At 72.9% G+C, this 25447-nt stretch carries 28 protein-coding genes; 12 read left to right on the top strand and 16 right to left on the bottom strand.

Annotation, left to right across the window (positions count from 1 at the left end; translation table 11 throughout):
- The first annotated feature begins 7 nt into the window (after positions 1 to 7).
- Entirely contained in the window at positions 8 to 799 is a 792-nt protein-coding gene (locus J3A75_RS13245; protein ID WP_012318746.1) for a taurine ABC transporter ATP-binding protein, read from the top strand.
- Positions 796 to 1644, top strand: coding sequence for an ABC transporter permease subunit (locus J3A75_RS13240; protein ID WP_070999290.1), 849 nt, complete (start codon positions 796 to 798; stop codon positions 1642 to 1644). The genes J3A75_RS13245 and J3A75_RS13240 overlap by 4 nt, the downstream gene beginning before the upstream one ends.
- Here J3A75_RS13240 and J3A75_RS13235 read toward each other — a convergent pair.
- A complete protein-coding gene (locus J3A75_RS13235) occupies positions 1641 to 2360 on the bottom strand; it encodes a hypothetical protein (RefSeq protein WP_209650278.1) in 720 nt (239 codons plus the stop codon). The two genes, J3A75_RS13240 and J3A75_RS13235, sit on opposite strands and share 4 nt — an antisense overlap.
- Before the next feature lie 712 nt (positions 2361 to 3072).
- On the opposite strand from J3A75_RS13235, the gene J3A75_RS13230 reads away from it, so the two are divergent.
- On the top strand, positions 3073 to 3672 hold the full coding sequence (locus J3A75_RS13230; protein WP_024830378.1) for a PAS domain-containing protein: 600 nt from the start codon (positions 3073 to 3075) through the stop codon (positions 3670 to 3672).
- A gap of 12 nt (positions 3673 to 3684) precedes the next feature.
- Here J3A75_RS13230 and J3A75_RS13225 read toward each other — a convergent pair whose 3' ends face one another.
- Complete coding sequence (locus J3A75_RS13225) at positions 3685 to 3861, bottom strand: hypothetical protein (RefSeq protein ID WP_012318742.1); 177 nt, start codon at positions 3859 to 3861, stop codon at positions 3685 to 3687.
- A 266-nt stretch (positions 3862 to 4127) separates the two neighbouring features.
- Between J3A75_RS13225 and J3A75_RS13220 the strand changes: the two genes are divergently transcribed.
- From J3A75_RS13220 to J3A75_RS13210, 3 genes are all read left to right on the top strand, one after another.
- Positions 4128 to 4637 carry a ferritin-like domain-containing protein gene (locus J3A75_RS13220; protein ID WP_012318741.1) on the top strand — a complete coding sequence of 170 codons (510 nt, stop codon included), beginning with the start codon at positions 4128 to 4130 and terminating at the stop codon, positions 4635 to 4637.
- A gap of 97 nt (positions 4638 to 4734) precedes the next feature.
- Positions 4735 to 5379, top strand: a complete 645-nt coding sequence (locus J3A75_RS13215; RefSeq protein ID WP_083743835.1) for a cysteine hydrolase family protein — start codon at positions 4735 to 4737, stop codon at positions 5377 to 5379.
- Positions 5380 to 5582: 203 nt separating this feature from the next.
- On the top strand, positions 5583 to 5780 hold the full coding sequence (locus J3A75_RS13210) for a hypothetical protein (protein ID WP_012318739.1): 198 nt from the start codon (positions 5583 to 5585) through the stop codon (positions 5778 to 5780).
- Positions 5781 to 5871: 91 nt separating this feature from the next.
- Here the strand turns inward: J3A75_RS13210 and J3A75_RS13205 are convergent, their stop codons facing one another.
- Positions 5872 to 6642 carry an SDR family NAD(P)-dependent oxidoreductase gene (locus J3A75_RS13205; RefSeq protein ID WP_209650277.1) on the bottom strand — a complete coding sequence of 257 codons (771 nt, stop codon included), beginning with the start codon at positions 6640 to 6642 and terminating at the stop codon, positions 5872 to 5874.
- 152 nt (positions 6643 to 6794) lie between these two features.
- Here J3A75_RS13205 and J3A75_RS13200 point away from each other — a divergent pair, with 152 nt between their 5' ends.
- Entirely contained in the window at positions 6795 to 7424 is a 630-nt protein-coding gene (locus J3A75_RS13200; protein WP_012318737.1) for a TetR/AcrR family transcriptional regulator, read from the top strand.
- A gap of 45 nt (positions 7425 to 7469) precedes the next feature.
- On the opposite strand, the gene J3A75_RS13195 is transcribed toward J3A75_RS13200, so the two are convergent.
- The 5 genes from J3A75_RS13195 to J3A75_RS13175 form a co-directional block, all read right to left on the bottom strand.
- On the bottom strand, positions 7470 to 7814 hold the full coding sequence (locus J3A75_RS13195) for a DUF1330 domain-containing protein (protein WP_029361121.1): 345 nt from the start codon (positions 7812 to 7814) through the stop codon (positions 7470 to 7472).
- Between the two features lie 64 nt (positions 7815 to 7878).
- The gene (gene pyrF / locus J3A75_RS13190) at positions 7879 to 8571 is read right to left on the bottom strand and encodes an orotidine-5'-phosphate decarboxylase (RefSeq protein WP_029361122.1); all 693 of its coding nucleotides are present in this window, start codon (positions 8569 to 8571) and stop codon (positions 7879 to 7881) included.
- A 70-nt stretch (positions 8572 to 8641) separates the two neighbouring features.
- Positions 8642 to 9259, bottom strand: a complete 618-nt coding sequence (locus tag J3A75_RS13185; RefSeq protein WP_012318734.1) for a uracil-DNA glycosylase family protein — start codon at positions 9257 to 9259, stop codon at positions 8642 to 8644.
- A 137-nt stretch (positions 9260 to 9396) separates the two neighbouring features.
- On the bottom strand, positions 9397 to 11592 hold the full coding sequence (locus J3A75_RS13180; RefSeq protein WP_012318733.1) for a xanthine dehydrogenase family protein molybdopterin-binding subunit: 2196 nt from the start codon (positions 11590 to 11592) through the stop codon (positions 9397 to 9399).
- 59 nt (positions 11593 to 11651) lie between these two features.
- Positions 11652 to 12107, bottom strand: coding sequence for a (2Fe-2S)-binding protein (locus J3A75_RS13175; RefSeq protein ID WP_012318732.1), 456 nt, complete (start codon positions 12105 to 12107; stop codon positions 11652 to 11654).
- 284 nt (positions 12108 to 12391) lie between these two features.
- Between J3A75_RS13175 and J3A75_RS13170 the strand changes: the two genes are divergently transcribed.
- Positions 12392 to 13927 carry a sensor histidine kinase gene (locus tag J3A75_RS13170; RefSeq protein ID WP_070999283.1) on the top strand — a complete coding sequence of 512 codons (1536 nt, stop codon included), beginning with the start codon at positions 12392 to 12394 and terminating at the stop codon, positions 13925 to 13927.
- 27 nt (positions 13928 to 13954) lie between these two features.
- On the opposite strand, the gene J3A75_RS13165 is transcribed toward J3A75_RS13170, so the two are convergent.
- A complete protein-coding gene (locus tag J3A75_RS13165; protein ID WP_012318730.1) occupies positions 13955 to 14371 on the bottom strand; it encodes an EVE domain-containing protein in 417 nt (138 codons plus the stop codon).
- Between the two features lie 224 nt (positions 14372 to 14595).
- Between J3A75_RS13165 and J3A75_RS13160 the strand changes: the two genes are divergently transcribed.
- The gene (locus J3A75_RS13160) at positions 14596 to 16974 is read left to right on the top strand and encodes an EAL domain-containing protein (RefSeq protein WP_024830382.1); all 2379 of its coding nucleotides are present in this window, start codon (positions 14596 to 14598) and stop codon (positions 16972 to 16974) included.
- 25 nt (positions 16975 to 16999) lie between these two features.
- Here J3A75_RS13160 and J3A75_RS13155 read toward each other — a convergent pair whose 3' ends face one another.
- From J3A75_RS13155 to J3A75_RS13135, 5 genes are all read right to left on the bottom strand, one after another.
- Positions 17000 to 17998: an NAD(P)H-dependent glycerol-3-phosphate dehydrogenase gene (locus tag J3A75_RS13155; protein WP_209650276.1), complete on the bottom strand. Its 999-nt coding sequence runs from the start codon at positions 17996 to 17998 to the stop codon at positions 17000 to 17002.
- The gene (locus J3A75_RS13150; protein ID WP_012318727.1) at positions 17995 to 18852 is read right to left on the bottom strand and encodes a GNAT family N-acetyltransferase; all 858 of its coding nucleotides are present in this window, start codon (positions 18850 to 18852) and stop codon (positions 17995 to 17997) included. Before J3A75_RS13150 ends, J3A75_RS13155 begins: the two co-directional genes overlap by 4 nt.
- Complete coding sequence (gene tsaD / locus J3A75_RS13145; protein WP_012318726.1) at positions 18849 to 19913, bottom strand: tRNA (adenosine(37)-N6)-threonylcarbamoyltransferase complex transferase subunit TsaD; 1065 nt, start codon at positions 19911 to 19913, stop codon at positions 18849 to 18851. The genes J3A75_RS13150 and tsaD overlap by 4 nt, the downstream gene beginning before the upstream one ends.
- Before the next feature lie 99 nt (positions 19914 to 20012).
- Entirely contained in the window at positions 20013 to 20222 is a 210-nt protein-coding gene (locus J3A75_RS13140) for a molybdopterin-binding protein (RefSeq protein ID WP_012318725.1), read from the bottom strand.
- Between the two features lie 72 nt (positions 20223 to 20294).
- A complete protein-coding gene (locus tag J3A75_RS13135; RefSeq protein WP_012318724.1) occupies positions 20295 to 20633 on the bottom strand; it encodes a DUF2293 domain-containing protein in 339 nt (112 codons plus the stop codon).
- Between the two features lie 102 nt (positions 20634 to 20735).
- On the opposite strand from J3A75_RS13135, the gene J3A75_RS13130 reads away from it, so the two are divergent.
- Positions 20736 to 21041 carry a hypothetical protein gene (locus tag J3A75_RS13130; RefSeq protein WP_012318723.1) on the top strand — a complete coding sequence of 102 codons (306 nt, stop codon included), beginning with the start codon at positions 20736 to 20738 and terminating at the stop codon, positions 21039 to 21041.
- Positions 21042 to 21152: 111 nt separating this feature from the next.
- Here J3A75_RS13130 and rpsD read toward each other — a convergent pair whose 3' ends face one another.
- Complete coding sequence (gene rpsD, locus J3A75_RS13125; RefSeq protein WP_010686187.1) at positions 21153 to 21770, bottom strand: 30S ribosomal protein S4; 618 nt, start codon at positions 21768 to 21770, stop codon at positions 21153 to 21155.
- 193 nt (positions 21771 to 21963) lie between these two features.
- Between rpsD and J3A75_RS13120 the strand changes: the two genes are divergently transcribed.
- Positions 21964 to 22446 carry a GNAT family N-acetyltransferase gene (locus J3A75_RS13120; protein ID WP_012318722.1) on the top strand — a complete coding sequence of 161 codons (483 nt, stop codon included), beginning with the start codon at positions 21964 to 21966 and terminating at the stop codon, positions 22444 to 22446.
- 12 nt (positions 22447 to 22458) lie between these two features.
- Here J3A75_RS13120 and J3A75_RS13115 read toward each other — a convergent pair whose 3' ends face one another.
- Positions 22459 to 24093, bottom strand: coding sequence for an alpha-D-glucose phosphate-specific phosphoglucomutase (locus tag J3A75_RS13115; RefSeq protein WP_012318721.1), 1635 nt, complete (start codon positions 24091 to 24093; stop codon positions 22459 to 22461).
- A 217-nt stretch (positions 24094 to 24310) separates the two neighbouring features.
- Between J3A75_RS13115 and J3A75_RS13110 the strand changes: the two genes are divergently transcribed.
- Complete coding sequence (locus J3A75_RS13110; RefSeq protein ID WP_012318720.1) at positions 24311 to 25432, top strand: alpha/beta hydrolase; 1122 nt, start codon at positions 24311 to 24313, stop codon at positions 25430 to 25432.
- Positions 25433 to 25447: the final 15 nt, after the last annotated feature.

Here is a 25447-nt window from a genome sequence, read left to right as displayed (position 1 = left end):
AGGGCCCATGATCGAGATCCGCAACCTGAGCGTCCGCTACGGGCAGGGCGCCGACGCGGTCGCCGCGCTGTCGGGGATCGACCTGACCATCGCGCCCGGGGAGTTCGTGGTGGCGCTCGGCGCCTCGGGCTGCGGCAAGACCACCCTGCTCTCGGCGATCGCGGGGTTCCTGGCGCCCAGCGAGGGCCGCATCCTCCTCGACGGGGTGCCGGTCCGGGGGCCGGGGGCCGAGCGGGGCGTGGTGTTCCAGCGCCACGCCCTGATGCCCTGGCTGGACGTGGCCGAGAACGTGGCCTTCGGGCCGAAGATGCGGGGCGTGCCCCGGGCCGAGCGGCGGCGGATCGCCCTGGCGATGCTCGACCTCGTGGGCCTGCCCGACTGCGCCGACCGGAAGGTCCACGAGCTCTCGGGCGGCATGCAGCAGCGGGTCGGCCTCGCCCGGGCGCTCGCCGGAGACCCGCGCGCCCTGCTGATGGACGAGCCGCTCGGCGCGCTGGACGCCTTCACCCGCGAGCAGATCCAGGAGCTGATCCTCGAGATCTGGCACCGGACCGGCAAGATGGCCTTCTTCATCACCCACGACGTCGAGGAGGCGGTGTTCCTCGCCACCCGGCTGGTGATCATGAGCCCGCGGCCCGGCCGCATCGTCGAGACGCTGGACCTGCCCTTCTCCCGGGCCGCGGTCGCCGGCCGCGACACGCGGGCCGTGAAGTCGGACCCCGCCTTCATCGCCGTGCGCGAGCGCGTGCTCGCGCGCATCCGCGGCGGCGCCGACGCGGCGGCCGAGGCCGTCCGATGAGCGCTCTGTCCCGCGCCGCGCCGGACGCGGTCCCGGCCTCGGCGCCGGCCCCGCGGGCGCGCTTCGGATCCCGCCGCGGCGGGATCCTGGTGCCGGCGGTCAGCACCGTCACCGTGCTGTCGGCCCTCGGCCTCTGGCTGGCCGCCACCCGCGCCGGCTGGGTGAAGCCGCTGTTCCTGCCGCCGCCGGAAGCGGTCCTGGCGGCCTTCGGTCAGGCCTGGCGCGGGGAGATCGACGGCGCCCCGCTCGGGCTCCACATCGGCGACAGCCTCCTGCGCGTCCTCGGCGCCTTCGCGCTCGCCGCCCTGTTCGGCATCCCGGCCGGGCTCGCCATGGGCACGAGCCGGATCGCCCGGGGCATCCTCGACCCGCCGATCGAGTTCTACCGGCCGCTGCCGCCGCTCGCCTACCTGCCGCTGATGATCATCTGGTTCGGGATCGGCGAGCTGTCGAAGGTGCTGCTGATCTTCCTCGCCTGCTTCGCCCCGGTGGCGCTCGCCGCGCGGGCGGGGGTGCGCTCCGCCTCGCTCGACCAGATCAACGCCGCGCGCGCCCTCGGGGCGAGCCGCTGGCAGGTCCTGCGCCACGTGGTCTTCCCGGCGGCGCTGCCGGAGATCCTGATCGGCCTGCGGATCGGCATGGGCGTGGGCTGGACCACCCTGGTGGCCGCCGAGATGGTGGCGGCCCAGGCCGGGCTCGGGCAGCTCGTCCTCAACGCCTCCAACTTCCTGCGCACGGACGTGGTGCTGATGGGCATCCTGGTGATCGGCCTGTTCGCCGGCCTGTTCGAACTCGGGATGCGGGCCCTGGAGCGCGTGCTGGTACCCTGGAAGGGCAGAAACTAGCGCCGCCGCAGCACCTGCTTGAGCCGGCTGTCCGCGTGCGGATCGACGTAGTGCAGCAGGGCGGTGGCCCGGATCGCGTCGGACGCGCAGGGCTCGTTCGTGTGCAGCGAGCGGTAGCCCCAGAAGAAGTAGAGGCTTCCCGGCTTCAGCGGCAGGCGGATCACGCGGTTGCTGCCGCGGTCGTAGGCGCGGGTCAGGAGCGTCTGCGCGAGCGGATTGTCGACCAGCACCTTGTCCACGAGGTTGACGAGGTAGCTCCGACGCAGCGGGCGGGTGTTCGGGTGGATGATCAGCCGCCCCGGGGACCCGTGGTCCGGCATCGTGACGGGGATGAGGGCCGTGAGCACGTAGGAGTCGAACTGGAAGCGCATCGAGTGCGTCCTGGCGCCCCCTCCCGCCAGGCAGCGCAGGATCTGGTAGAAGCCGACATCCGGCGCGGGCCGTCCCACGGCGCTCTCGTAGATGCCGCGGCACAGGGCGTTGAAGGCCGGGTCGTCCGGCAGGGCGGCCAGGAACGTGCCGCCGAGATCCTTCGTCCCGGCGAAACCCGCGTACTCGCCGCCCTTCGCGGCGACCGCCCGCGCGACGAAAGCCTGCGCGACACGCAGGTCCTCCGGGCTCACGTAGTCCTCGAGAACCGCGTAGCCCCGTGACGTGATCTGCCGTGCAATCGCCCCCGCGACCGGTCCGGAGGGGGCCTTGAACATGTAGCTCATGGGACCGTACCTTGCCGACGCGCGCCGCACGACGCCTGAGAGCCGGTAAATCCGCTACCAAGAACACTATCTAAGCCTATACAACCCAATTCGGCAATCGTTAACCGGCATAAATAGCTGCACGGGATGGCGCAATTTGCGCCATTACTGCACAGTCCGCCGGGGCAGATGGATTCGTTCTCACGGCGCGGCGATGGATGGTTCCGCGCGGAGGCTCTGTGGATCGACGGAGCCTGCCGTCTCGCGCGGGTCTCTGCATCCACGTCCGCGTCCCGACAAGATGTGGGGCCCATCAGGCAGCGGACGTGGAGGTCGGCAGAACCAACCCGTCCTTGATCGCGTCGGCCCGCGCGCCGGTCGCCCTCATTTGATGTGCTGACGAACCGCCCTCGGCCTTCGCGCGGATGTCCAGGGCGCGCCCGATCCGCTCCGGGTCGGGGACGGCGCCGGCTCCGCTCCTGCCGGCGCAGATCAGGTGCCGGCCAGTGGAAGGGACGGCCCGTCGCCGCGCGAAGCAGAAGAAAATTCTCTTCCGGCCCTCCGCTCAACTCTGGCGGAAGCCTAGGGCTGGCGAACCGGACACGGAGAGACAACACATATATTTGAATACAAGATCTTTACGAACATTTATATTACGCTAAAACGAATTACGCAGGATCACACGCGTCGTGCAGCATCGCCTCTGGCTGCGGTGAGATCGGGGATGTCTCGGATGGACCACGCGGACGACGTCGTATCCGAGGCGGCGCTCCTCGCGGCGCTCGAGGCCTCCGGCGGCGTCGGCTTCTGGATGTGGGACATCCGCCGGGACGAGGCGCGGGCTGATCCGGTGAGCGCCCTGCTGTTCAACATCAGCCCGGCCCGGTCGCGGGCCGGGGTCAGCCTCGCCGAACTCCTGAAGGCCGTCCATCCGGACGATCAGCCCCATATCTCGCAGGTCATCCTGGACTGTGTCCGGACCGGCGGCTCCTACACGGCCGAGTACCGCGTCTGCTCGCCGGAGGGGCGGCTGCGGTGGCTGTTCACCCGCGGGCACTTCTACCTGGACCCGGACGGGCGGCCGACCACCGGACGGGGCGTGATCGTCGAGATCTCGGACAGCAAGTCGGCCGGCGCGGCCTTCGCGGAGCGCGACGGGGTCACGATCGACGATGCGCTCAACCGCACCGCCGACCTCTGCCTGTCGCTGCACAACACCGTCTCGGCGCTCGGCGACACCGCCCTGGTGGCGCTGGCCGAGACGCTGCTCCTTGAGACCGGCAAGCGGCTCGCGGAGCGCCAGCGCGCCGAGCGCAGCGGCGCCCTGCACTGAGCGGGGCGTCCGCTAGAGCTCGCGGATCTTCCGCTCGATGCGCGCCGCCTCGGCTTCGTCGACCTCCACCGGCCGGCCGGTATCGTTCGGCAGGCCGGGCCCCGTCTGGGCGATGGTCTCGTCGCGGGGGCGGGCGCTCGGGCCGTCCGAGAGCGGCGGCTCCTTCGGGCGTTCGCGCTCCTGGTCCATCGCCATCCTCCAGGTCCGAGACCGCGCCCCGGCCGGATGCCGGGCGCGCCTCACAGGACCAGAACCCCGCGCGGCCCCGTCCGGGTCCCGGCGCCGTGCCGTCCCGCTCGGGACCGGCGCACGCCCCGTGCGGTGACGGGGCGGGCCAGGCCCGCGCGGCCGGGCGGCCCTGCGCCTGCGACCTTCCGACCGGAACTTGGCCGTGCGGCACCCGTGTTTGCCGGTTGAAAGAGCCCCGGGCTCGCAACCACTGAGAGGTGAACACCATGACCATGGACGCCCGCGAGATCTACGTCACGGCCCTGAAGAACACCCATGCTGTGGAGATGCAGGCGCTGCAGATCATGGAGCGGCAGGTCGAGCGCCTGGAACGCTACCCCGAGATGGAGCAGGCCCTGCGCCGCCACATCGAGGAGACGCACGGGCAGCGCCACCGGCTGGAGGAGGCGCTCCAGAGCCTGGGCGACAGCCCCTCGACCCTCAAGGAGGGCTTCCTCGGCTTCGTCGGCAACATGATGGCGCTGGGCCACACGCCGGCCCAGGACGAGATCCTGAAGAACACCTACGCCAACCACGCCTTCGAGAATTTCGAGATCGCCGCCTACGAGTCGCTGCTCACCATCGGCGACGCGGCCGGCCAGCAGGGCCACCGGACGGCGTTCGAGCAGTCGCTGAAGGAGGAGCAGGCCATGGCGGAGGCGGTTCGCAAGCTGATCCGCCCGACCACCGAGCGCTACCTCTCCCTGACGACGTCCGGCGCCAAGGCCGACCGCTGAGGTCCCGCCGTCCCCGCCCCGAGACGGGGCGGGGACGGCGCCCTCGCGCACCTTCACCCCTTCCCGAGCCACGTCGAACCGGCCTGATCGCGCGCCCATGGACACCGGAAGCCGCCCATCGACGGACAGCCCCCGGCCGGAGCCGGGATCCCCCGGCGGAGCCCTGGGACGTGGCTGCGTCCATCTCTGCGTCGACATGCAGCGCATGTTCGCCGAGACGACCGACTGGCAGACGCCGTGGATGAACCGCGTCCTGCCCCAGGTCTGCCGCCTCGCGGCGGCGCACCCGGAGCGGACCGTCTTCACCCGCTTCATCCCGGCAGCCCGGCCGGGCGAGGGCCGCGGCACCTGGGCGACCTACTCGCGGCGCTGGGCCGGCATGACCCGGGAGCGCCTCGACCCGGGTCTGATCGACCTCGTCCCGGATTTGGCCCGGCTGGCTCCGCCCGCCGAGATCGTCGACAAGACCGTCTACTCGCCCTGGCTGGAGACCGGCCTGGACGCGCGCCTGAAGGCGCGGGGCGTTGACACCCTGATCGTCACGGGCGCCGAGACCGACGTCTGCGTGCTGGCCGCCGTGCTCGGCGGGGTCGATCTCGGCTACCGGATCGTGCTGGCCACCGATGCCCTGTGCAGTTCCTGCGACGAGGCGCACGACGCCCTCCTGCTGATGTACCGGATGCGCTACGGCCACCAGGTCGAGACGATGACGACCGCCGAGATCCTCGACCGCTGGCACTGAGCCGGCCGCCCGCCTGCCCGCCGGGCCCGAACATTCGCCCTGTAATGGCCAAGCTCAGGCGAGTTCTCCGCCGGGTGCCGCCGGCCTTCCCGGTTCACGAACACTCGATCCGTGCGCTCGCGCACGCGAAAAACAGTCGCAACGCATGAACCAGCGGCCGGCGCGACCGTTATGCTCCTGAACACGGTTCCGGAGGAAAGGTTATGGCCAAGCACGAGATCCTCGGCTACTTCGAGCACCGCCGCGACGGAGCCTGGGTCTGCGTCCGTCCCTTCACCCTGACCACGCGGGATGCCAGCGTCGACATCCGTCAGGGCATGCGCTTCGACTACGGCAAGCGTGTCGGGGGCGTCGATCTGGCCGAGTACCTCGAGCGCCTGGGCTCGCAGTTCGGGTCCTGAGAGCGCGGCCGCCGGCCCGCCACACAGCGCAGATCCCTCGACGCGGCGCCGGGCGTGACCCCGGCGCCGCGTCGCGTCGTTCCGGCCCCGTTCAGGCGCCCCCCCACTGCATCGTCAGGCCACCGTCGACCACCAGGGTGTGGCCGGTGACGTAGGCGGCGTCGTCCGAGGCGAGGTAGAGGATCGCCCGGGCGATCTCCTCCGGCTGGCCGGCCCGGTGCCACGGGATCCGCTCCAGAGACTCGTCGAGAACCTCCCGCTTCTCGAACCGGTCGGCGGTCATCGGCGTCTCGATCAGGCCCGGGGCGACGTTGTTGACGTTGATCCGGTCCTCCGCGAGTTCCCGCGACAGCGACCGGCAGAGGGAGCCGAGCCCGGCCTTCGACATGCCGTAGGGGGCGCTCTCCGGCGTCGGCAGGTGCTGGGCCACGGAGGAGACGAACACGATCTTGCCGTTCCCGCCCTGCGCCCGGCGCATCCGGATGAAGGGGCGGGCGCAGAACAGCGGCCCCATGAGGTTCACCCGCAGGATCCGCTCCAGCACCGCGTCGTCCATCTCGGCGACCGGCATGCCGCTCATGGCCTGCCCGGCATTGGCCACGAGGATGTCGAGGGTGCCGAACTCGCTGCCGATGCGGTCGAAGGCCGCCGTGACCGCCGCCGGGTCGCCGACATCGAGCTGGAGCACCAGCGCCCGGCGGCCCGCGGCCTCGACCCGCGCGGCGGTCTCCCGGATGCCGTCGGCGTCGCTGTGATAGGTGATGGCGACGTCGGCGCCCGCGCGGGCGAGCAGCTCCGCGGTCGCCTGCCCGATGCCGGAATCGGCCCCGGTGACCAGGGCACGGGTGTCGGTGAAGCTCATCGCGGATCTCTCGCTGGCGCCGCCGTCGCGGCCGGGTGCCTGGGCAATGGGTGTCGCCGGGGCCGGTTCCGGGCGCGCGCAGCCGCCGCAGGGGAACCCGATCTGGGTTCGCGTCTTTGACGCTCCGCCTCCGCATGGCCTAGTGAGGACGCATGTCCCTGGAAGTTACGATCCCCTCGCTCGCGGAGGAGTGCGCGCCCGACACGCGGAGCCGCATCCTCGCGACGGCGGACGCGTATTTCCGGGAGATCGGCTACCAGAAGACGACCGTGGCCGACATCGCCCGGACGCTGAAGATGAGCCCGGCCAACGTCTACCGCTTCTTCGAGTCGAAGAAGGCGATCAACGAGGCGGTGCTGGAGCGGCTGATCGGCGAGAGCGAGGCGGTGATCCTCGGCATCGCCGACCGGCCCGGCCTCGACGCCGCCGCGCGCCTCGCGGCGGCGATCGAGGCCCTGCATCGCGACTGCACCCGGCGCTGCGAGACGTTTCCCCGCCTGCACGAGATGATCGAGGCGGCGATGGCGGAGAGCTGGGACGTCTGCCGCCACCACGTGGCCCGGATCACCGCCGGGTTCGAGCGGATCATCCGCGACGGGGTGGCGCGGGGCGAGTTCGAGGCGGCCGATCCCGCCGAGGCGGCCGCCTGCATCCACGTCGCCATCGCCCGCTACACCCACCCGCTGCTGGTGGGCTGCTCCACCCTTCAGCCGGTGCCGCCCATGGCGGCGATGACCGCGTTCCTGTTGCGGAGCCTCGCGCCGCGCAGGCCCCTGTCGTAGCGCGCCGGGGCCGCCCCTCTCGGGTTCCGCCCCTTGCCCCGCGGGCTACTCGGAGGCCGGTCCCGCCTCCGGCGCCGGCTCGGAGGCGCTGGGCTGCGGGCCGTCATAGCCCTCGATCACCAGGATCTCGGCCTCGACGCCGCCGCGCTGCTTGGCCTTGGCGGCTTGGTAGAGGTCGGAGTTCCAGCAGGCGAGGGCGTCGGCGTAGCTCGGGAACTCGATCACCACGTTGCGGGACCGGGCCGGGCCCATCACCGCCGCGTGGGCGCCGCCGCGCACGAGGAAGCGGCCGCCGAACTTGGCGAAGGCCGCGCCGTTGGCCGCCACGTAATCCTTGTAGGCCTCCGCGTCGCGGACATCGACCCGCGCGATCCAGTAGCCCTTCGTCATGCTGCGTCTCCTGCCCTGCGGAGCGAAGTGGATCCGGCCCGCGCGAAGGCAATCCCTGTCCGGGTCAGGCGAGGTCCGCCACGATCGCCTGCGTGACCGCGCGGGGGTCGGCGGCACCGGTGATCGGGCGGCCGACCACCACGTGGTCGATCCCGGCCCTGCGGGCATCGCCCGGCGTCATGACCCGCTTCTGGTCGCCGGCCTCGGCGCCCGCCGGGCGGATGCCCGGGGTGACGATCAGCCTGTCCGGCCCGACGATGCGACGGACCGAGCCCGCCTCGGCGGCCGAGCAGACGAGGCCGTCGATGCCGATCTCGGCGGCCTGGGCGGCGCGCTTGGCGACGAGCTCCGCCACCGGCAGGCCGTAGCCGGCCTCCGCGGCGTCGGCATCGTCGTAGGAGGTGAGCACCGTCACGGCGAGGATCCTGAGCCCCGCGCCCCGGCCGCGGACCGCCGCCCGCATGGTCTGCGGGTAGGCGTGGACGGTGAGGAAGGTGGCGCCCGAGCCCGAGGCCGAGCGCACGCCCTCCTCGACGGTGTTGCCGATGTCGTGGAGCTTCAGGTCGAGGAAGACCTTGAGGCCGCGGGCCGCCAGCCGCTCGGCCAGGGCGAGGCCGCCCGCGTAGCCGAGCTGGTAGCCGATCTTGTAGAAGGTCGCGGCGTCGCCGATCCGGTCGATCAGCGCCTCGGCCGCCTGCACGCTCGGCAGGTCGAGGGCCACGATCAGGCGGTCGCGGGGGTCGGCAATCTCGGTCATCGGCGCGTCCTTCGGGGGTCGCGGCAGCGATCCCGCGGAACGCCGGCGACGTCAATGCCGGCACGGCCCCTCACCCCGCCATCACCCGCGCCACCTCGGCGCGCAGCACCGGCAGCAGCTCCGCCTCGAACCAGGGCTCGCGCTTCAGCCAGCCGTTGTTGCGCCAGGACGGGTGGGGCAGGGGCAGGACCCGGGGGCGGCGCGGCTCGGCCAGGATCTCCCGCCAGCGCCGCACCGTCCCGGTGAGGCCGCCCTCCATCCGCCCGAGATGCCAGCCCTGCGCGTACTGGCCGATCACCAGGATCAGCTCCAGCTCCGGCAGGCCGGAGAAGAGCTCCGCCCGCCAGCGCTCGGCGCATTCCCGGCGGGGCGGCCGGTCGCCGCCCTTGGCGTCGAGGCCGGGGAAGCACGACCCCATCGGCACGATGGCCACCCGGGCGGGATCGTAGAACCGCGCCTCGTCGAGGCCGAGCCAGGCGCGCAGCCGCACCCCGGACGGGTCGGTGAAGGGCTGTCCTGTGCGGTGGGCCCGGGTGCCGGGCGCCTGGCTGGCGATACAGAGGCGCGCCGTGGCCGAACCCTGGACGATCGGTCGGGGCTCCTGGGGCAGGGGCGGCCCGTAGAGCGGGCTGTCGCGGCAGAGGCGGCAGGCGCGCAGGCGCGCGGCGGTGTCGTCGAAGGCGGGCATGCCCCAGAGATGGCGTCGCGGCGCCCGAAAAAGAAACGGCGCGGTGTCGCGCCGCGCCGTCGTCAGTCGGGTCTCTTGCCTTGGGGGGAAGGCCCCTCCGTCCTACGCCGAAGCGCGCGATCGGAACGTGCGTTTCCTCACGCGCCCTTCACGCCCGAGAGGTCGAGGGGCAGCGAGCGCACGCGCCGGCCGGTCGCGGCGAAGACCGCGTTGGCGATCGACGGCCCGAGCACGGGTACGCCCGGCTCGCCGATCCCGGTGGGCGCCACCTGGCTCGGCACGATGTGCACCTCCACCTTCGGCATCTCGCTCATCCGGGTCGGTTCGTAGGCGTCGAAATTGTGCTCCTGCACGTGGCCCTCCTTGAGGGTGATGCGGTTCCGCAGCACCGCCGACAGGGCGAAGCCGACCGCACCCTCGACCTGCGCGCGGATCACGTCCGGGTTGACCGGCACGCCGACATCCACGGCCGCCACGATCCGGTTCACGCGGATCGCGGCGTCGCGTGCCGTGACGTCGGCCACCATGGCGACGTAGGAGCCGAAGGATTCGTGGACCGCCACCCCGAGGCCGCGCCCCTGCTCCTGCGGCTTGGCGCTCCAGCCGGCCTTCTCGGCGGCGAGCTTGAGCACGCCGGAGAGCCGCGGCGCCTGGGTCAGGAGGGACAGCCGGTAGGCTACCGGATCGACGTTGGCGGCGTGGGCCAGCTCGTCGATCATCACCTCCATCACGTGGGCCGTGTGGGTGTGGCCGACCGAGCGCCACCACAGGACCGGCACGCCCTCGCGGCCGTTATGGACGCCGAAGCGGTAGGCCGGCAGCGCGTAGGCGGTGTCGGAGGCGCCCTCCACGGTGGTCGAGTCGACGCCGTTCTTCACGATCATCGCCTCGAAGGGCGAGCCGATCATGATCGACTTGCCGACCATGACGTGGTCCCAGCCGACCACCGCGCCCTTGCCGTCGATGCCGGCCCGGACCCTGTGCAGCACGGTCGGGCGGTAATAGCCGCCGGCCATGTCGTCCTCGCGGGTCCAGACGAGGTGCACGGGGGCCTTCTCGCCCGACGCCTTGAGGACGGTCGCGGCCTCCGCGAGGTAGTCGGCGGTGGGCGTCGCCCGGCGGCCGAAGGAGCCGCCGGCCCAGTTGCTGTGCAGCCGGACCCGGTCGGGCGTCACCCCGAGGATCGCCGCCATGGTGGCCTGCTCGACGGTCTGGAACTGGAAGCCCGCGTAGACGTCGTAGCCGCCGTCGGCCGCCCGCTCGATCGTGGCGTTGAGCGGCTCCATCGCCGCGTGCGCGAGGTAGGGGAAGGTGAACTCGGCCTCGACGACCTTGGCGGCGCCCTTCAGGGCCGCCTGCGGGTCGCCGCGCTCGGACGCGGTGAGGCCGGGACTCTTGGCCCGCTCGCGGTACTCGGCGAGGATCGCGTCGGACGAGCGGGTCTCGGCGGTGCTGTCGTCCCAGGCGACGGTCAGCGCCTCGCGGCCCTTCATGGCCGACCACGTGTCGCGGGCGATCACCGCCACGCCGGTCGGCACCTGCACCACGTCGAGGACGCCCGCGACCTTCCGGGCGGCCGCGGCGTCGAAGCTCTTCACGGTGGCGCCGAAGCGCGGCGCCCGGGCCACGACGGCCGTGACCTGGTTCGGGCGGCGGATGTCGAGGGAGTAGACCGCCGTGCCGTTCGTCTTGGCGACGGAATCGAGGCGCGGCACCTTCTGGCCGATCAGCGTCCACTCGCTCGGGTCCTTGAGCCGCGGCTCGGACGGCACCGGCAGGGAGGCCGCCGAGGCCGCGAGCTCCCCGAACCGGGCCTGCCGGCCGGACGGGGCGTGGCGCACGAGATGGTCGGCGACCGTGATCTCGGCGACCGGCACCTTCCAGCGGAAGGCGGCCTCGGCCGTCAGCATCTCGCGGGCGGCCGCGCCGGCCTTGCGCAGCTGGAACCACGAATTGGCCACCGCGGTCGAGCCGCCGGTGCCCTGGATCGGGCCCATCAGGGTGTTGTTGTAGAGCGCCGCGTCGGCGGGCGCGAACTCCGTGCGGACCTTCGCCCAGTCGGCGCCGAGCTCGTCGGCCAGGATCGTGGCGAGCCCGGTCGTGTTCCCCTGGCCCATGTCGAGGTGCTTGATCACCACCGTGACGGTGTCGTCGGCGCCGATCCGCACGAAGGCGTTGGGCTGCGCCTTCACGTCGGCGAGGTTCGGGCCGGGCGCGGCGCGGGCGGGTTTCGGGTCGAGCCGGAACGCGACCACGAGGGCGCCGGCGCCGGCCAGCAGGCCGCGGCGGCTGGGACGGGCGGGCAGGGGGCTCGGTCGACGGGCGTTCAGCATGGCGGCGAGGCTCCGGTCGGGACCGCGGGGGAGGGCGGGAAGGTGGGCGCCGGGACGGATCAGGCGAGGCTGCGCGCGGCTTCGTGAATCGCCGCGCGGATGCGCTGATACGTGCCGCAGCGGCAGATGTTGCCGTCCATGGCGCCGTCGATGTCGGCGTCGGTCGGCTTGGCGTTGCCCGAGAGCAGGCCGATGGCCGACATGATCTGGCCGGACTGGCAGTAGCCGCACTGGACCACGTCGAGCTTGCGCCAGGCCGCCTGGACGGCCTCGGCCACCCGGCCCGACACGCCCTCGATGGTGGTGACCTGCGCGGTGCCGACATCGCCCAGGCGCGTCTGGCAGGCGCGGACCGGCTGGCCGTCGAGGTGGACCGTGCAGGCGCCGCACTGCGCGATGCCGCAGCCGTACTTGGTGCCGGTGGCGTCGAGCCGGTCGCGCAGCACCCAGAGCAGGGGCATGTCGGGATCGGCGTCGATCGCGTGCGTGACGCCGTTGACGGTGAGATTCGGCATGGTCGGCGACCCTCTCTCGACGCGCGTGTCCGGGCGCCCCGGACCGCGGCGTGCGGCCGCGCTCGGGCAAGCGGGCCTGCACACCAGGATAGCGAGTGCGGGCCCGGACACGATGTGCGGCACCGCACGCCGATCCGGCGGCACGACAGTCTCGATACAGCCCGCGATGCTTAAGATTGCAGGGATGTCGGCAGCCGCTTCTTAACACATCCGCCCCATCCTCACGGAGTGCTTCCCAGCCACCGCCGCCCGTCCGCGCATTCGAGCCGAGTTTCAAGACGCGCATGTCCGATCTCACCGTCGAGATGGTCCAGCGCGGTCGCGGCCCCTCGACGGAGGAGGCGGCGCGCCGCCTCGGGGTTGCCCGCGAGATCCGCTCGGCCCGCGAGAAGCTGACCTCGCAGACCGGACTTGAGCGGGCCTTCGACTACGAGCTGCTGCGCCACTACGCCCAGTACCGGGCCGGGGCGGGCATCCCGCTGGCGGGGTTCGCGGCGGCGCTGGCCGCGGCGGCGACCTTCTGGATCGCGCCGCCGGTGGCGGCGGCCTGGGCGCTCGGCGTCTTCCTCATGATCACGCTCAACACGACGTTGAGCCGGCGCTTCCTCCGCGCCGACCCGGCGACGATCCCGCTCGCCCGCTGGCGGCGCCGCTTCCTGGTCGGCGAGGTGCTGCAGAGCCTGTCGTGGGCCGCGATGATCGGGCTCGGCACCACCGGCGGCTGGACCTTCGCGCTGTTCGGCCTCGTCATCGCCTCCGCGGTCACAACCATGCTGGCCGCGACGGTGCCGCTCGCCGCCGTCGCCGCCCTGGTGCCGCTGGCCCTCGCCACCGCCTCGCTCGCGGCCTTCTCCCGCGGGATGGACCTGCTGATGCTGGTGGTGATGGCCGGCGGCGCGCAGGTCTTCTTCCTCGGCCTGTCCCGCCGCCTCTACACCTCGACGGTGGGCGCCCTGCGCTCCCGCGCCGAGAAGGACGCGGTGTTCGGCGAGCTGGAGCAGGCCAAGGCCAACTCGGACGAGGCCCGCCGCCGGGCCGAGGAGGCCAACCTCGCCAAGTCGCGGTTCCTGGCCACGATGAGCCACGAGCTGCGCACGCCGCTCAACGCCATCCTGGGCTTCTCGGAGGTGATGAAGAACGAGGTGTTCGGCACCCACACGGCGCCGTCCTACCGCGAGTACTCGCACGACATCCACGACAGCGGGATGCACCTCCTGAACCTGATCAACGAGATCCTCGACCTGTCGCGGATCGAGGCGGGGCGCTACGAGCTCAACGAGGAGCCGGTGCAGCTCGCCCACGTGGTCGAGGAGTGCCGCCACATGATGGGCCTGCGAGCCAAGGCGAAGAACCAGACCTTCCACGACCTCGTCGACGGCTCGCTGCCGCGGCTCTGGGCCGACGAGCGGGCGCTGCGCCAGATCGTCCTGAACCTCCTGTCGAACGCCGTGAAGTTCACGCCCCCGGGCGGCGAGATCTGGCTGAAGGTCGGCTGGACCGCCTCCGGCGGGCAGTACGTGTCGGTGAAGGACAGCGGCCCGGGCATCCCCGAGGACGAGCTCGGCACGGTCCTGTCCTCGTTCGGGCGCGGCTCGCTCGCGATCAAGACCGCCGAGCAGGGCTCCGGCCTGGGGTTGCCGATCGTGAAGGGGCTGGTGGAGCTGCACGGCGGGCAGTTCCAGCTGTCCTCCAAGCCCCGCGAGGGCACCGAGGTGGTGGTGACCCTGCCGGCCAGCCGAGTCATGGACACGCTGCCGCCGGTCGATGTCGAGCCGGAATTCATGGGGCCCGTGCGCGGCCCCCTCAACCGCGCGGCCTGAGCCGGCCGTCGGGCGGCGCGCCGCGGCTCAGCCGAGACCGCCGAGCGCGCAGACCCGCGCCCACTCGGCCTCGGTTACCGGCTGCACCGACAGGCGGGAATTGTTGACCAGCACCATGTCGGCGAGCGCCGGGTCGGCCTTGATCGCCTCGAGCGTCACCGGGCTCGGCATCGCCCGCACGGCCTTGACGTCGACCATGCCGAAGCGGCCGGTCTCGTCCGTGTGGTCGGGATAGTAGGCGCGGATCACCGCCACGATGCCGACCACCGCCTTGCCCTCGTTCGAGTGGTAGAAGAAGCCCCGCTCGCCGACCTGCATGGCCATCAGCTGCTTCTTGGCGAGGTGGTTGCGCACGCCGTTCCAGTACGTGCCGGCCTCCCCGGCCGCGACCTGCTGATCCCACGACCAAGTCGCGGGCTCGGATTTGAACAGCCAGTACGCCATCGCTGAAGTCCCAGTGGACCGCCCGGTCGGGCGGCGCGCCCCGCCATAGCCCAGCTTCGGCCCTCCGGGACAGGCCGGCCCGGCCCCGGCCGCGCGCGGCACCGCCGGCCAAGCAGAACCCGCGTCAAACGCCGCAGATCTTCTATCGTATTTCTTGGGTAAATATTAAATTCTGCATGCCAATAGCCGTACAAATCATCAACTACCAATTCTCGGTTGCATAGATGCTCGCAGTCGTCGGTTGTTTCGTCGGGGAACACAACCTGTGGCTGGTGGCCCTCGCGGCCCTGGTCTGCACGCTGGCGAGCGCCACCGCGATCGAGCTGCTCATCCATGCCGGCCGGGCCGGCGGATTCAGCCGCTACGTCTGGCTCGCGGTGGCCGCCGCCGCCGGCGGATCGGGGATCTGGGCGACGCATTTCCTGGCGATGCTCGCCTTCGAGCCGGGGCTGCCCTCGGGCTACGGCGTCGGGCTGACGCTCCTCTCCTACGTGGACGCCGTCGCGATCACGGGGCTCGGCTTCGCCCTGGCCGCGTCCGGCCGGGCGATCCAGGCGGGTCTCGGCGGCGCCGTGGTCGGCGGCGGCATCGCGACGATGCACTACACCGGCATGGCCGCCTATCAGGTGGCGGGACACCTCGTCTGGAATCCCGCGCTGGTCGTCGTCTCGGTCGCCCTCGGCGCGGGTCTGGGCGCCGCCGCCCTGGTGGTCGGCCTGTCGGCCACCACGGTCCGGGGTCGGTACGGCGGCGTCGCGCTGCTGATCCTGGCGATCTGCGCCCACCACTTCACCGGCATGGGCGCGGTGACCCTCCATCCCGACCCCACCGTGGCGATCCCCACCGGCGCGATCCGGACCGGGTGGCTCGCCGCGGCCGTGGCGGTGGCGAGCTGCTTCATCCTGCTGCTCGCCGGCGCCGCCCTGATGGTCGACCTGCGGGAGCGCCGCCGCGCCGATCTCGAGCGCGAGCGCCTGCGCAGCCTCGCCAACGCGGCCGTGGAGGGCCTCGTCGTCTGCCGCGGCGGCGAGATCGTCAGCGCCAACGAGGCCTTCGCCCGGCTCGCGGGCCTGGAGGCGGCCCTCCTGACGGGCCGGAGCCTGACAGCCTACCTGCCGGACCTCGTGTCCGGGACCGGGACGGCCGACCAGCCCCTGGAAACCGAGCTCGTCCCGGCAGGGGGCGCCCCCATCCCGGTCGAGGTGATCATGCGCCCGGTCGCCGAGTACGGGCGGCTGCCGCACCACGCCGTGGCGGTGCGCGACCTGCGCGCCCGGCGCCGGGCCGAGAGCGAGATCCACTATCTCGCCCACCACGACGCGCTCACCGGCCTCGCCAACCGCACGAGCTTCCACGCGCGGCTCGAGCGCGAGATGCGCACCGCCGACGCCCTGGGCGGCCGGCTCGCGGTGCTGTGCCTCGACCTCGACCGTTTCAAGGAGGTCAACGACCTGTTCGGCCACGCGGCCGGCGACGCGATGCTGCGCGACCTCGCGCTCCGGGTCGGCGGCCTGCTCGATCCCCGGCAGCTGATGGCGCGCCTCGGCGGCGACGAGTTCGCGATCCTGACGCCGCAGGCGGACGGATCCGCCGAGCGGCTGGCCGAGCGGATCCTCGCCACCCTGGCGGCGGTGCCGGCCGCCTCCGGCCCGGTGATCGCCACCAGCATCGGCATCGCGGTCTATCCCGACGACGCCGCGGACCAGCGCGCGCTGCTGAGCCACGCCGACGCCGCCCTCTACCGGGCCAAGAACGAGGGGCGCGGCACCTGCCGGCGCTACGACGCCAGCATGGGCGCGCAGATCCGCGACCGGCGCCAGCTCGAGCACGACCTCCGCCACGCTGTGGCGAAGGGCGAGCTGGAACTCGTCTACCAGCCGCAGACCCAGATCGAGTCCGGCGCGATCACGGGCTTCGAGGCGCTGCTGCGCTGGCGCCATCCCGAACGGGGCAGCATCTCCCCGGCCGTGTTCGTGCCGATCGCCGAGGAGACCGGGGCGATCCTAGAGATCGGCGCCTGGGTGCTGCGGGAAGCCTGCCGGGCGGCGGCCGGCTGGCCGAACCCGCTGGCGATCGCCGTCAACGTCTCGGCGGTGCAGCTCCACAATCCGCTCTTCGTCCAGTTCGTCCACGGCACCCTGTACGAATCCGGCCTGAAGGCCGAGCGCCTGGAGATCGAGATCACCGAGACCGCGCTGATCCGGGACCCGGCCCGGGCGCTCCTCACCCTGCGCCAGCTCAAGGCGCTCGGCGTGCACATCGCCATGGACGATTTCGGCACCGGCTACTCGTCGCTGTCGAACCTGCGCTCCTTCCCGTTCGACCGGATCAAGATCGACGGCTCGTTCATCAAGGCGGTCCACAGCAACCCGCAGGGAGCCGCGATCGTGCGCTCCGTCCTGGGGCTGGGACGCGGCCTCGGGCTCGCCGTGGTGGCGGAGGGCGTGGAGACCGCCGAGGAGCTGTCCTTCCTGGCCGACGAGCAGTGCCACCTCGCCCAGGGCTACCTGCTGGGCCGGCCGGCACCGATCGCGCGCTTCTCGACCCACACCCACGGCGACGCCCGCGGCGTCCCGCCGGGGCCGGCGGCCTCGGCGGCGTGAGGGGGCTGCGGACCGGGGCAGGCGCTCAGTCGGTCTCCCCGCGCAGCGGCCGGGCCAGCAGGCCGGCGATCACGTCGTCGACGCTGGCCGTGCCGGCCACGATGGCGGCGACGGCCGCCGCGACCGGCATCTCGATGCCCTTGGCGGCGGCCAGCCCGGCGAGCGCCGCGGCCGTGAACGCCCCCTCGGCGAGCTTGCCGCCCGCGGCCTCGGCCGGGCTCGCCCCGGCGCCGAGGCGCTGGCCGAAGGCGAAGTTGCGCGATTGCGGCGAGGAGGCGGTGAGCACGAGGTCGCCGAGGCCGGAGAGCCCCATCAGGGTCTCGGGCCGGCCGCCGAAGGGGCGCGCGAAGCGCATCAGCTCGGCGAAGGCCCGGGCGATCAGCGCCGCCCGGGCGCTCTCGCCGAGCCCGCGCCCGGCCACGATCCCGCAGGCGATAGCGAGCACGTTCTTGCCGGCACCGCCGATCTCGACGCCGCGCACGTCGTCGGTGTGGTAGAGGCGGAAGCTCGGTCCCGACAGCAGGGCGCTCAGGGCGGCGGCGCGGCCGGCATCGGACGCCGCCAGGGTCACGGCCGTGGGCAGGCCGCGGGCGACGTCGATGGCGAAGCTCGGGCCGGACAGGACCGCCACGGGCGTTCCCGACGGCAGGACCTGCTCGGCCACCGCGCTCATGAAGCTGTCGCTGCCGCGCTCGATCCCCTTGGCGCAGAGGATGACCGGCCCGGCCGTCGCCAGGGGCCCGCGCAGGGATTCCAGCACGCCGCGCACGGTCTGGGCGGGCACGACCAGGAGCGTCGCCCGGGCACCCGCGAGGTCCGCGGCCTCGCCCGTCGCCCGGATCGCCGGGTGGAGGGGCACGCCCGGCAGGTAGCGCGGATTCTCCCGCTGGGCCTGGAGGGCGGCGGCGGCCCCGGCGTCGCGCAGCCAGAGGGTGACGGGATGGCCGGCCCCGGCGGCGGCGTTGGCCAGCGCCGTGCCCCAGGCACCGCCGCCGACGACGTTGATCGGGGTCTCGGCGCTCATGCCGCTTCCTCCCTGTCCGCGCAGTCCAGCCGGTAGAGCACGTGGTCGCGCAGCGGCCCTTCCGGCACCGCCGGGTGCGGGAATGTCCCGGCCAAGCGCATGCCGAGGCGCTCCATCACGGCGCGGGAGCGGCCGTTGCCGGCCGCCGTGAAGGCCACGACGTCCCGGATCCCGCAGCGCCCGGCGAGGTCGGCGCGGGCGAGCCGCGCGGCGCGCGTGGCGAGCCCCAGGCCCCACGAATCCCGCGCGAGGCGCCAGGCCAGCTCGACCGTCGAACCGGGCCGGTCACCGCCCGGGAAGGGCAGGGGGCGCAGGATCCGCATCGCGCCGGCGAAGCCGACGAACCGGCCCGCGCGCTCCAGGGCCCAGGGGCCGAACCCGTCCGCCACGAAGCGGCGGTCGAGGAGGCCGGCCTCGGCCTCGCTCTCCGTCGCGGTCCGGGTCCGCGGAAAGTGGGCCATCACCGCCGGGTCGGCGTTGAGCGCCGCGAACGGCGCCGCGTCCTCCGAGCGCCAGCGGCGCAGGGTCAGGTCGCCGTCGCGGAGAGCCGCTGGCACCGGCGCGAGGGCGATCTTGCCGCGCCACGCGAGCGAGCGGCGGTTGAGGAGGGCGAGATCCGCGCGACCCGCGAGCACCGCCTCGCCGAGCGCGATCGCCAGCTCCAGCTGCGCGAGGGGCATGGTGGCGTGGGCGGGCGGGCGGACATGGTCGCGCCACGCGCCGCCGCAGGCGTGGTCCAGGAGGATGCGGGCGAAGCAATGGTCGAGCCGCACCGGCCAGCCCGGCCGGGCGGCCCCGGGCAGGCGGCGCTCCACCAGGTCCCGCCAGTGGGCGCGCCGGTCCGCCGCGCTCATCCGGCCGGGACCGCCGCGCGGGCCGGGGCGGCCGCCAGCGGCCAGCGCGGCCGGGCCGGGGCGGTGAGGTCGTCCACCAGCCCGAGGCGCAGGCGCTCCAGCCCGGCCCAGGCGATCATCGCGCCGTTGTCGCCGCAGAGCGGCAGGGGCGGGGCCACGAAGCTCAGGCCCGCCTCGCCGGCCAGGGACGCCAGCGCCCGCCGGACGGCACCGTTGGCCGCCACGCCGCCGGCCGCCACCAGGGCGGTGGGCCGTCCGGCCACGTCCGAGAAGGCGCGCAGGGCGACCCGGGCGCGGTCCACCACCACGTCGACCACGGCGGCCTGGAAGCTCGCGCAGAGATCGGCGACGTCGCGCTCGGCCAGCGGGGCGATCCGCTCGGCCTCGATCCGCACGGCGGTCTTGAGGCCCGAGAGGGAGAAGTCGGCCTCGCGGCGGCCGAGCATCGGCCGGGGCAGGGCGAAGCGCTCGGGATCGCCGGCCTCGGCCGCGCGCTCGACCTCGGGGCCGCCGGGATAGCCGAGGCCCAGGAGCTTGGCGACCTTGTCGAAGGCCTCGCCGATGGCGTCGTCGACGGTGGAGCCGAGGCGCACGTAGTCGCCGACGCCGCGCACGGCCACGAGCTGGGTGTGGCCGCCCGAGACCAGGAGCAGCAGGTAGGGGAAGGCGATGCCGTCGGTGAGCCGCGCCGTGAGGGCGTGGGCCTCGAGGTGGTTGACGGCGAGCAGGGGCTTGCGGGTCACGAGCGCCAGGGTCTTGGCGGTGACGAGGCCGACCAGCACGCCGCCGATCAGCCCCGGCCCGGCCGCCACCGCGATGCCGTCGAGGTCCCGGAAGCCGGTCCCGGCCCGGTCGAGGGCGCGGGCGATCAGCCGGTCGAGCACCTCGACATGGGCGCGGGCGGCGATCTCCGGCACGACGCCGCCGTAGGCCGCGTGCTCGGCGATCTGACTGAGCACCTCGTTGGCGCGGATCTGAGCGACACCGTCCTCGTCGATCGACACCACGGCGGCGGCGGTCTCATCGCAGGTGGTCTCGATGCCGAGCACGGTCTTCTGCACGCGCGGAACTCCTTGTCCGGACTCATCCTATCCGGCGGCGGCGGCGGCGCGAAGGCGGCCGGCCCCCACCGGAGCCCGGAGCGTGGTAGATGGGCGTCGTCAGTCGACGGCGACCATGACGTCGGAGGCCTTGATCACCGCGTAGGCGGGACCGCCGGCGACGAGCTTGAGGGACTCGACGGCCTCGTTGGTGATCGAGGCGGTGACCACTTGGCCGGGGCTGATCTCGATCCTCACGTGGGAGGTGGTCGCCCCCTTGTCCACCGAGACGACCGTGCCCTTGAGAACGTTGCGCGCGCTGATCTTCATGGTCTGCTGCCAATCTCCATGAGCGGTCCCGGGCCGGTCTCCTACAGCATGGCGGAGCCCGGCGCGACCACCTCAGCGCGGATCGGCCTCGGGCTCGCCGGGCTCGTCCTCGGGGACCGGCGCGGCGCCCCAGGCGGCGAGCGCGGCGTTCAGGTCGTCGAGGACGAAGTGCCGGGCGCTGTCCCGGTCGTAGCCGTCGGCCAGGAGTTCGTCGTAATCGGTGAAGACGTGGCGCGCGTAGCTCACGAGGGCGAGGCGGGCCGCCGTCTCGGGGGCGGCGCGGCGCAGGCCGGGGCTCGCCAGCGCCCGGTCGAGGGCGGCCTCCGCCTCGAAATCCGGCAGGCGCGGGGCGAGGCGGGCCAGGGCCGCGGCGACGGCCTCCCGGCGGTTCAGGGGCGGACCGGCGCTCACCGGAGATCTGCCGTCGGCATGATTTTAAAGGTGTGATCGGATAGGATCGCCGCCAGATGAGGCGGGGCCGGCACAGGATCCTCCGCCGGGGAGATCAGGTCCATGGCAATTCTTCGTCCCGCGCTGCTTCTCGGCCTCCTGCTCGGGGCGACACCGGCGCTGGCCCAGAGCCCGGCTCCGGGCGCGGCTCCCGGACCGGCCGCCGCCCCGACCGGTCCCATCGTGGGCGGCCGCCGGGTGACCCCCATGAGCCAGACCAAGGCGCCGGGCAACGCCGCGGCCACCGGGCTGCCGCAGCCCGTGAGCCAGGCCGAGATGATCAAGGCTCAGAAGGCCGCCGAGGCCCGCTCGAAGGCCTGGGACAGCAAGATGCGCCACACGATGGGGTCGATCTGCCACGGCTGCTGAGACCCGACCCCCGCCCCGGCCGGCGGTGGCCGGCGGTCGGGCCGGGGCCCTCGAAACGCGAAGGGGCCGCCCGAACGGGCAGCCCCTCCACCGGTCGCCGGGGCGACAGGATCAGCGGGAGTAGAACTCGATGACGAGGTTCGGCTCCATCTGCACCGGGTAGGGCACCTCGGACAGGCTGGGGATGCGGGTGACGCGGGCGGTCATCTTGGCGTGGTCGGCCTCGATGTAGTCCGGCACGTCGCGCTCGGAGAGCTGGGTCGCCACGATGACGATCTCGAGCTGGCGGGACGATTCCTTGACCTCGATCAGGTCGCCGGCCTTCACCTGGTAGCTCGGGATGTTGACGCGGACGCCGTTCACCTTGACGTGCCCGTGGTTGACGAACTGGCGCGCGGCGAACGGGGTGGCGACGAACTTCGCCCGGTAGACCACGGCGTCGAGGCGGCGCTCGAGCAGGCCGACGAGGTTCTCGCCCGAGTCGCCGCGCAGGCGGATCGCCTCGGCGTAGTAGCGGCGGAACTGCTTCTCGGTGATGTTGCCGTAGTAGCCCTTGAGCTTCTGCTTGGCGCGCAGCTGCGTGCCGAAGTCGCTCATCTTGCCCTTGCGGCGCTGGCCGTGCTGGCCGGGGCCGTACTCGCGGCGGTTGACGGGGCTCTTCGGGCGGCCCCAGATGTTCTGGCCCATGCGGCGGTCGAGCTTGTGCTTCGCCTGAATCCGCTTCGACATATTTTCCGCGTCCTCTCGTGACGAGAATGAGGAACGCGCCCTCCTTTTCCCGGCCCTTCGCGGTCCGGGACGACAGGGCGGGAGGATCCCGCCCACGGGTGCGCGTGAAAACGCGACGGGGCCCCGTGCGGGGCCCCATCGACGGGCGGGTCTTTAGGGGACGGAGACGCCGCGGTCAACCGTGAGAGGTCAGATGAACGAGTCAGTCGCGCTCCGGCGCGGTGCGCAGGCGGACGCGGAGGCGGTCCGGGCGCTGGTGGAGGCGGCCTACACCAAGTGGATCCCGGTGATCGGCCGCCTGCCGATCCCCATGCAGGCGGACTACGCGCAGGCTTTGCGCGACCACCGCTTCGACCTGCTGCTGGCCGGCCCGGATCTCGCCGGCCTGATCGAGACGCGGGCCGAGGCCGATCACCTGCTGGTCGTCAACGTCGCGGTGCACCCGGCCTTCCAGGGCCGGGGCTTCGGCAGCCGGCTGATGGGACGGGCCGACGCGGTCGCGGCCGAGGCCGGGCTCGCGCGGCTGCGCCTCTACACCAACAAGAAGTACACGGCGAACCTGCGCCTCTACGGCGCGCTCGGCTACCGGGTGGAGCGGGAGGAGCTCTACGACGGACCGGGCCGGACCCGCGACGACGACGTCACCGTGCACATGGTGAAGGACCTCGCGGCGTGACGCCCCGCTCCCTCAGGTCACCACGCTCGGCTCGGCTCGGCCGGTGCGCGGCGCGATCTCGGCGATCGCGCGGGCCGCGGCCGCGACCGGGGCCAGCATTTCGGCAACGGCCAAGTCGAGCCGGTCCGGCGCGTTCTCGTAGCGCTCCAGGTAGACCCGCAGCGTCGCCCCGGCGGTGCCGGTGCCCGAGAGCCGGAACACCGCCCGCGCGTCCTCGGCGAAGCCGATCCGGATGCCCTGGCGCTCGGTGAGCGAGCCGTCCACCGGGTCGCGGTAGGCGAACTCGTCGGCCGTCGACACCGTGAGCTCGCCGATCCGCGTGCCCGGCAGCCCGGCGAGCTTCCCGCGGAGCGCGTCCATCAGGCCGTTGGCGGCGTCCGAATCCACCTCCTCGTAGTCGTGGCGGGCGTAGTAGTCCCGCCCGTAGGTGCGCCAATGCGCCCGCACCAGCGCGTCGGCGCGCTCGCCGGTGGCCGCCAGGATGTTGAGCCAGAGCAGCACCGCCCAGAGCCCGTCCTTCTCGCGCACGTGGTTCGAGCCGGTGCCGGCGCTCTCCTCGCCGCACAGGGTGATGAGGCCCGCGTCGAGGAGATTCCCGAAGAACTTCCAGCCGGTGGGGGTCTCGTAGGCCTCGATGCCGAGGGCGGCCGCGACCCGGTCGGCGGCGCGGCTCGTGGGCATCGACCGGGCGACGCCCGCGAGCCCGCCCGCGTAGCCCGGCGCCCGGTGGGCGTGGGCGGCGAGCAGCGCGAGGCTGTCGCTCGGCGTCACGAACAGGCCCGGCGCCACGATCATGTTGCGGTCGCCGTCGCCGTCCGAGGCGGCGCCGAAATCCGGCGCGTCCGGGCCCTGCATCAGGTCGAACAGGTCGTGGCAGTGGACCGGGTTCGGGTCCGGGTGGTGGCCGCCGAAATCCTCCTTCGGGACGGCGTTGACCACCGTGCCTGCGGGGGCGCCGAGCATCCCCTCCAGGATCGCCGTCGCGTAGGGGCCGGTCACCGCGCTCATGGCGTCGAAGCGCATGCGGAAGCCGGAGGCGAACAGGCGCGACACCGCGTCGAAGTCGATCAGCGTGCGCATCAGTTCGGCGTAGTCGGCCACCGGGTCGATCACCGTGACCGTCATGGCACCGAGGCGGGTGTCGCCGAGCGTGTCGAGGTCGAGGTCCGGAGCCTCGACGAGGCGATAGTCCGTGATCGCCCTGGCGCGCGCGAAGATCGCGTCTGTGACCGACTCGGGCGCCGGGCCGCCGTTGGCGGCGTTGAACTTGATGCCGAAATCGCCCTCCGGCCCGCCGGGATTGTGGCTCGCCGAGAGGACGATGCCGCCGAGCGCCTTGGCCTTCCGGATCACGCAGGAGGCGGCGGGCGTCGAGAGCAGGCCGCCGCGCCCGACCAGGACCCGGCCGAACCCGTTGCCGGCGGCGAGGCGCAGCGTCTTCTGCACCACTTCGCGGTTGAGGAACCGGCCGTCGCCGCCGAGAACCAGGGTGGCGCCGGCCTTGTCGGGGAGGGTGTCGAAGATCGCCTGGACGAAGTTCTCGACGTAGTTCGGCTGCCGGAACACGGGCACCTTCTTGCGCAGGCCGGAGGTGCCCGGCTTCTGGTCGGGGAAGGGCGTGGTCGCGACGGTCGTCGGGGTCGTCATAAGCGGGCGTCTCCCGGGCTCTCCCGCCTCAATGCCCGCGCGGAGGCGCGGCGTCACCAGCCCCGGCGACAGGGACGGGCTTTTTTCACGCTGTTTCGCCGGATCGGGCGACGGAATCCGCCGCCTGTCCGGCCGCCCGCGCCGCCGGGCGTTGCACCGGTCGACACCCGTGGGTTGAATGACCGGAGCCGCCAGACAAGGCGGGCCGGAGGAAACCATGGCGGACAGACGCGCGCAGACAGATCCGAACCGGGCGCCCCCGGGCAAGGATCCGCCCCGGGGCCTGGCCCGGCGCCATCTGGTCGGAGCCCTCGCCGTCGGTGCGGCGGTCGCGGCGACGCCGGCGCGGGCGGCCGCCCCGCCGGGCCGGCTGGCGACGGAGGAGTTCCGCCTGCCCTGGAGCGAGCCCGGGGTCGACATCTACGTGCGCAACAAGCGCCCGGCCGGCACCGACACGTTCCCGGGCGACCGGATCCTGCTCTACGTGCACGGCTCGACCTACCCGTCCTCCACGGCGTTCGATCTGCCCCTCGGCGGGATGTCGGCCATGGACTACCTCGCGGGCCTCGGCTTCGACGTCTACTGCGTGGACCTGCCCGGCTACGGCCTGTCCGGGCGCCCGGCCGCCATGGACGCGCCGCCGGACGACAACCCGCCGCTGATGCGCACGCCCGACGCCGCCAAGGTCGTGGGACAGGTCGTCGACTTCATCAAGAAGCGGCGCAGCGTCGAGAAGATCGACCTGATGGGCTGGTCCTGGGGGACCTCCACCATGGGGCTCTACACCAGCACCCACAACGACAGCGTCAACCGTCTCGTCCTCTACGCGCCGCAATGGCTCGCGCGCACGCCGGGCCTGATCGGCGGCGGCGGCAAGGTGGGTGCCTACCGCACCGTCAGCCGGGACAGCGCCCGGGCCCGCTGGCTGACCGGGGTGCCCGAGGACAAGAAGGCCGACCTGATCCCGGCGGGCTGGTTCGACCAGTGGGCCGACGCGACCTTCGCGACCGACGCGGCCGGCGCGAAGCGGTCGCCGCCGGTCCTGCGCGCACCGAACGGCACGGTCGCCGACAAGGACGCCTACTGGGCGGCCGGCAAGCCGCTCTACGACCCGGGCGAGATCCGCGTGCCGGTGCTGATCATCCACGCCGAGTGGGACGCCGACCTGCCGAGCTATCAGGCGCAGGAGTACTTCACCAAGCTCACCCACGCCCCCTACAAGCGCTTCGTCGAGCTGGGGGAGGGCACCCACACGGTGATGATGGAGAAGAACCGCATGCAGTTCCTCCACGCCGTCGGGGCGTTCCTCACGGAGGCGGACCCGCAGGCGCTGAACTGAGCGCCCCATCCCCGG

The organism is Methylobacterium sp. PvP105, assembly GCF_017876975.1.
GTDB lineage: Bacteria > Pseudomonadota > Alphaproteobacteria > Rhizobiales > Beijerinckiaceae > Methylobacterium > Methylobacterium radiotolerans.
The sequence above is the reverse complement of the archived record's forward strand: the minus strand, read 5'-3'. Positions and strand labels throughout refer to the sequence as shown.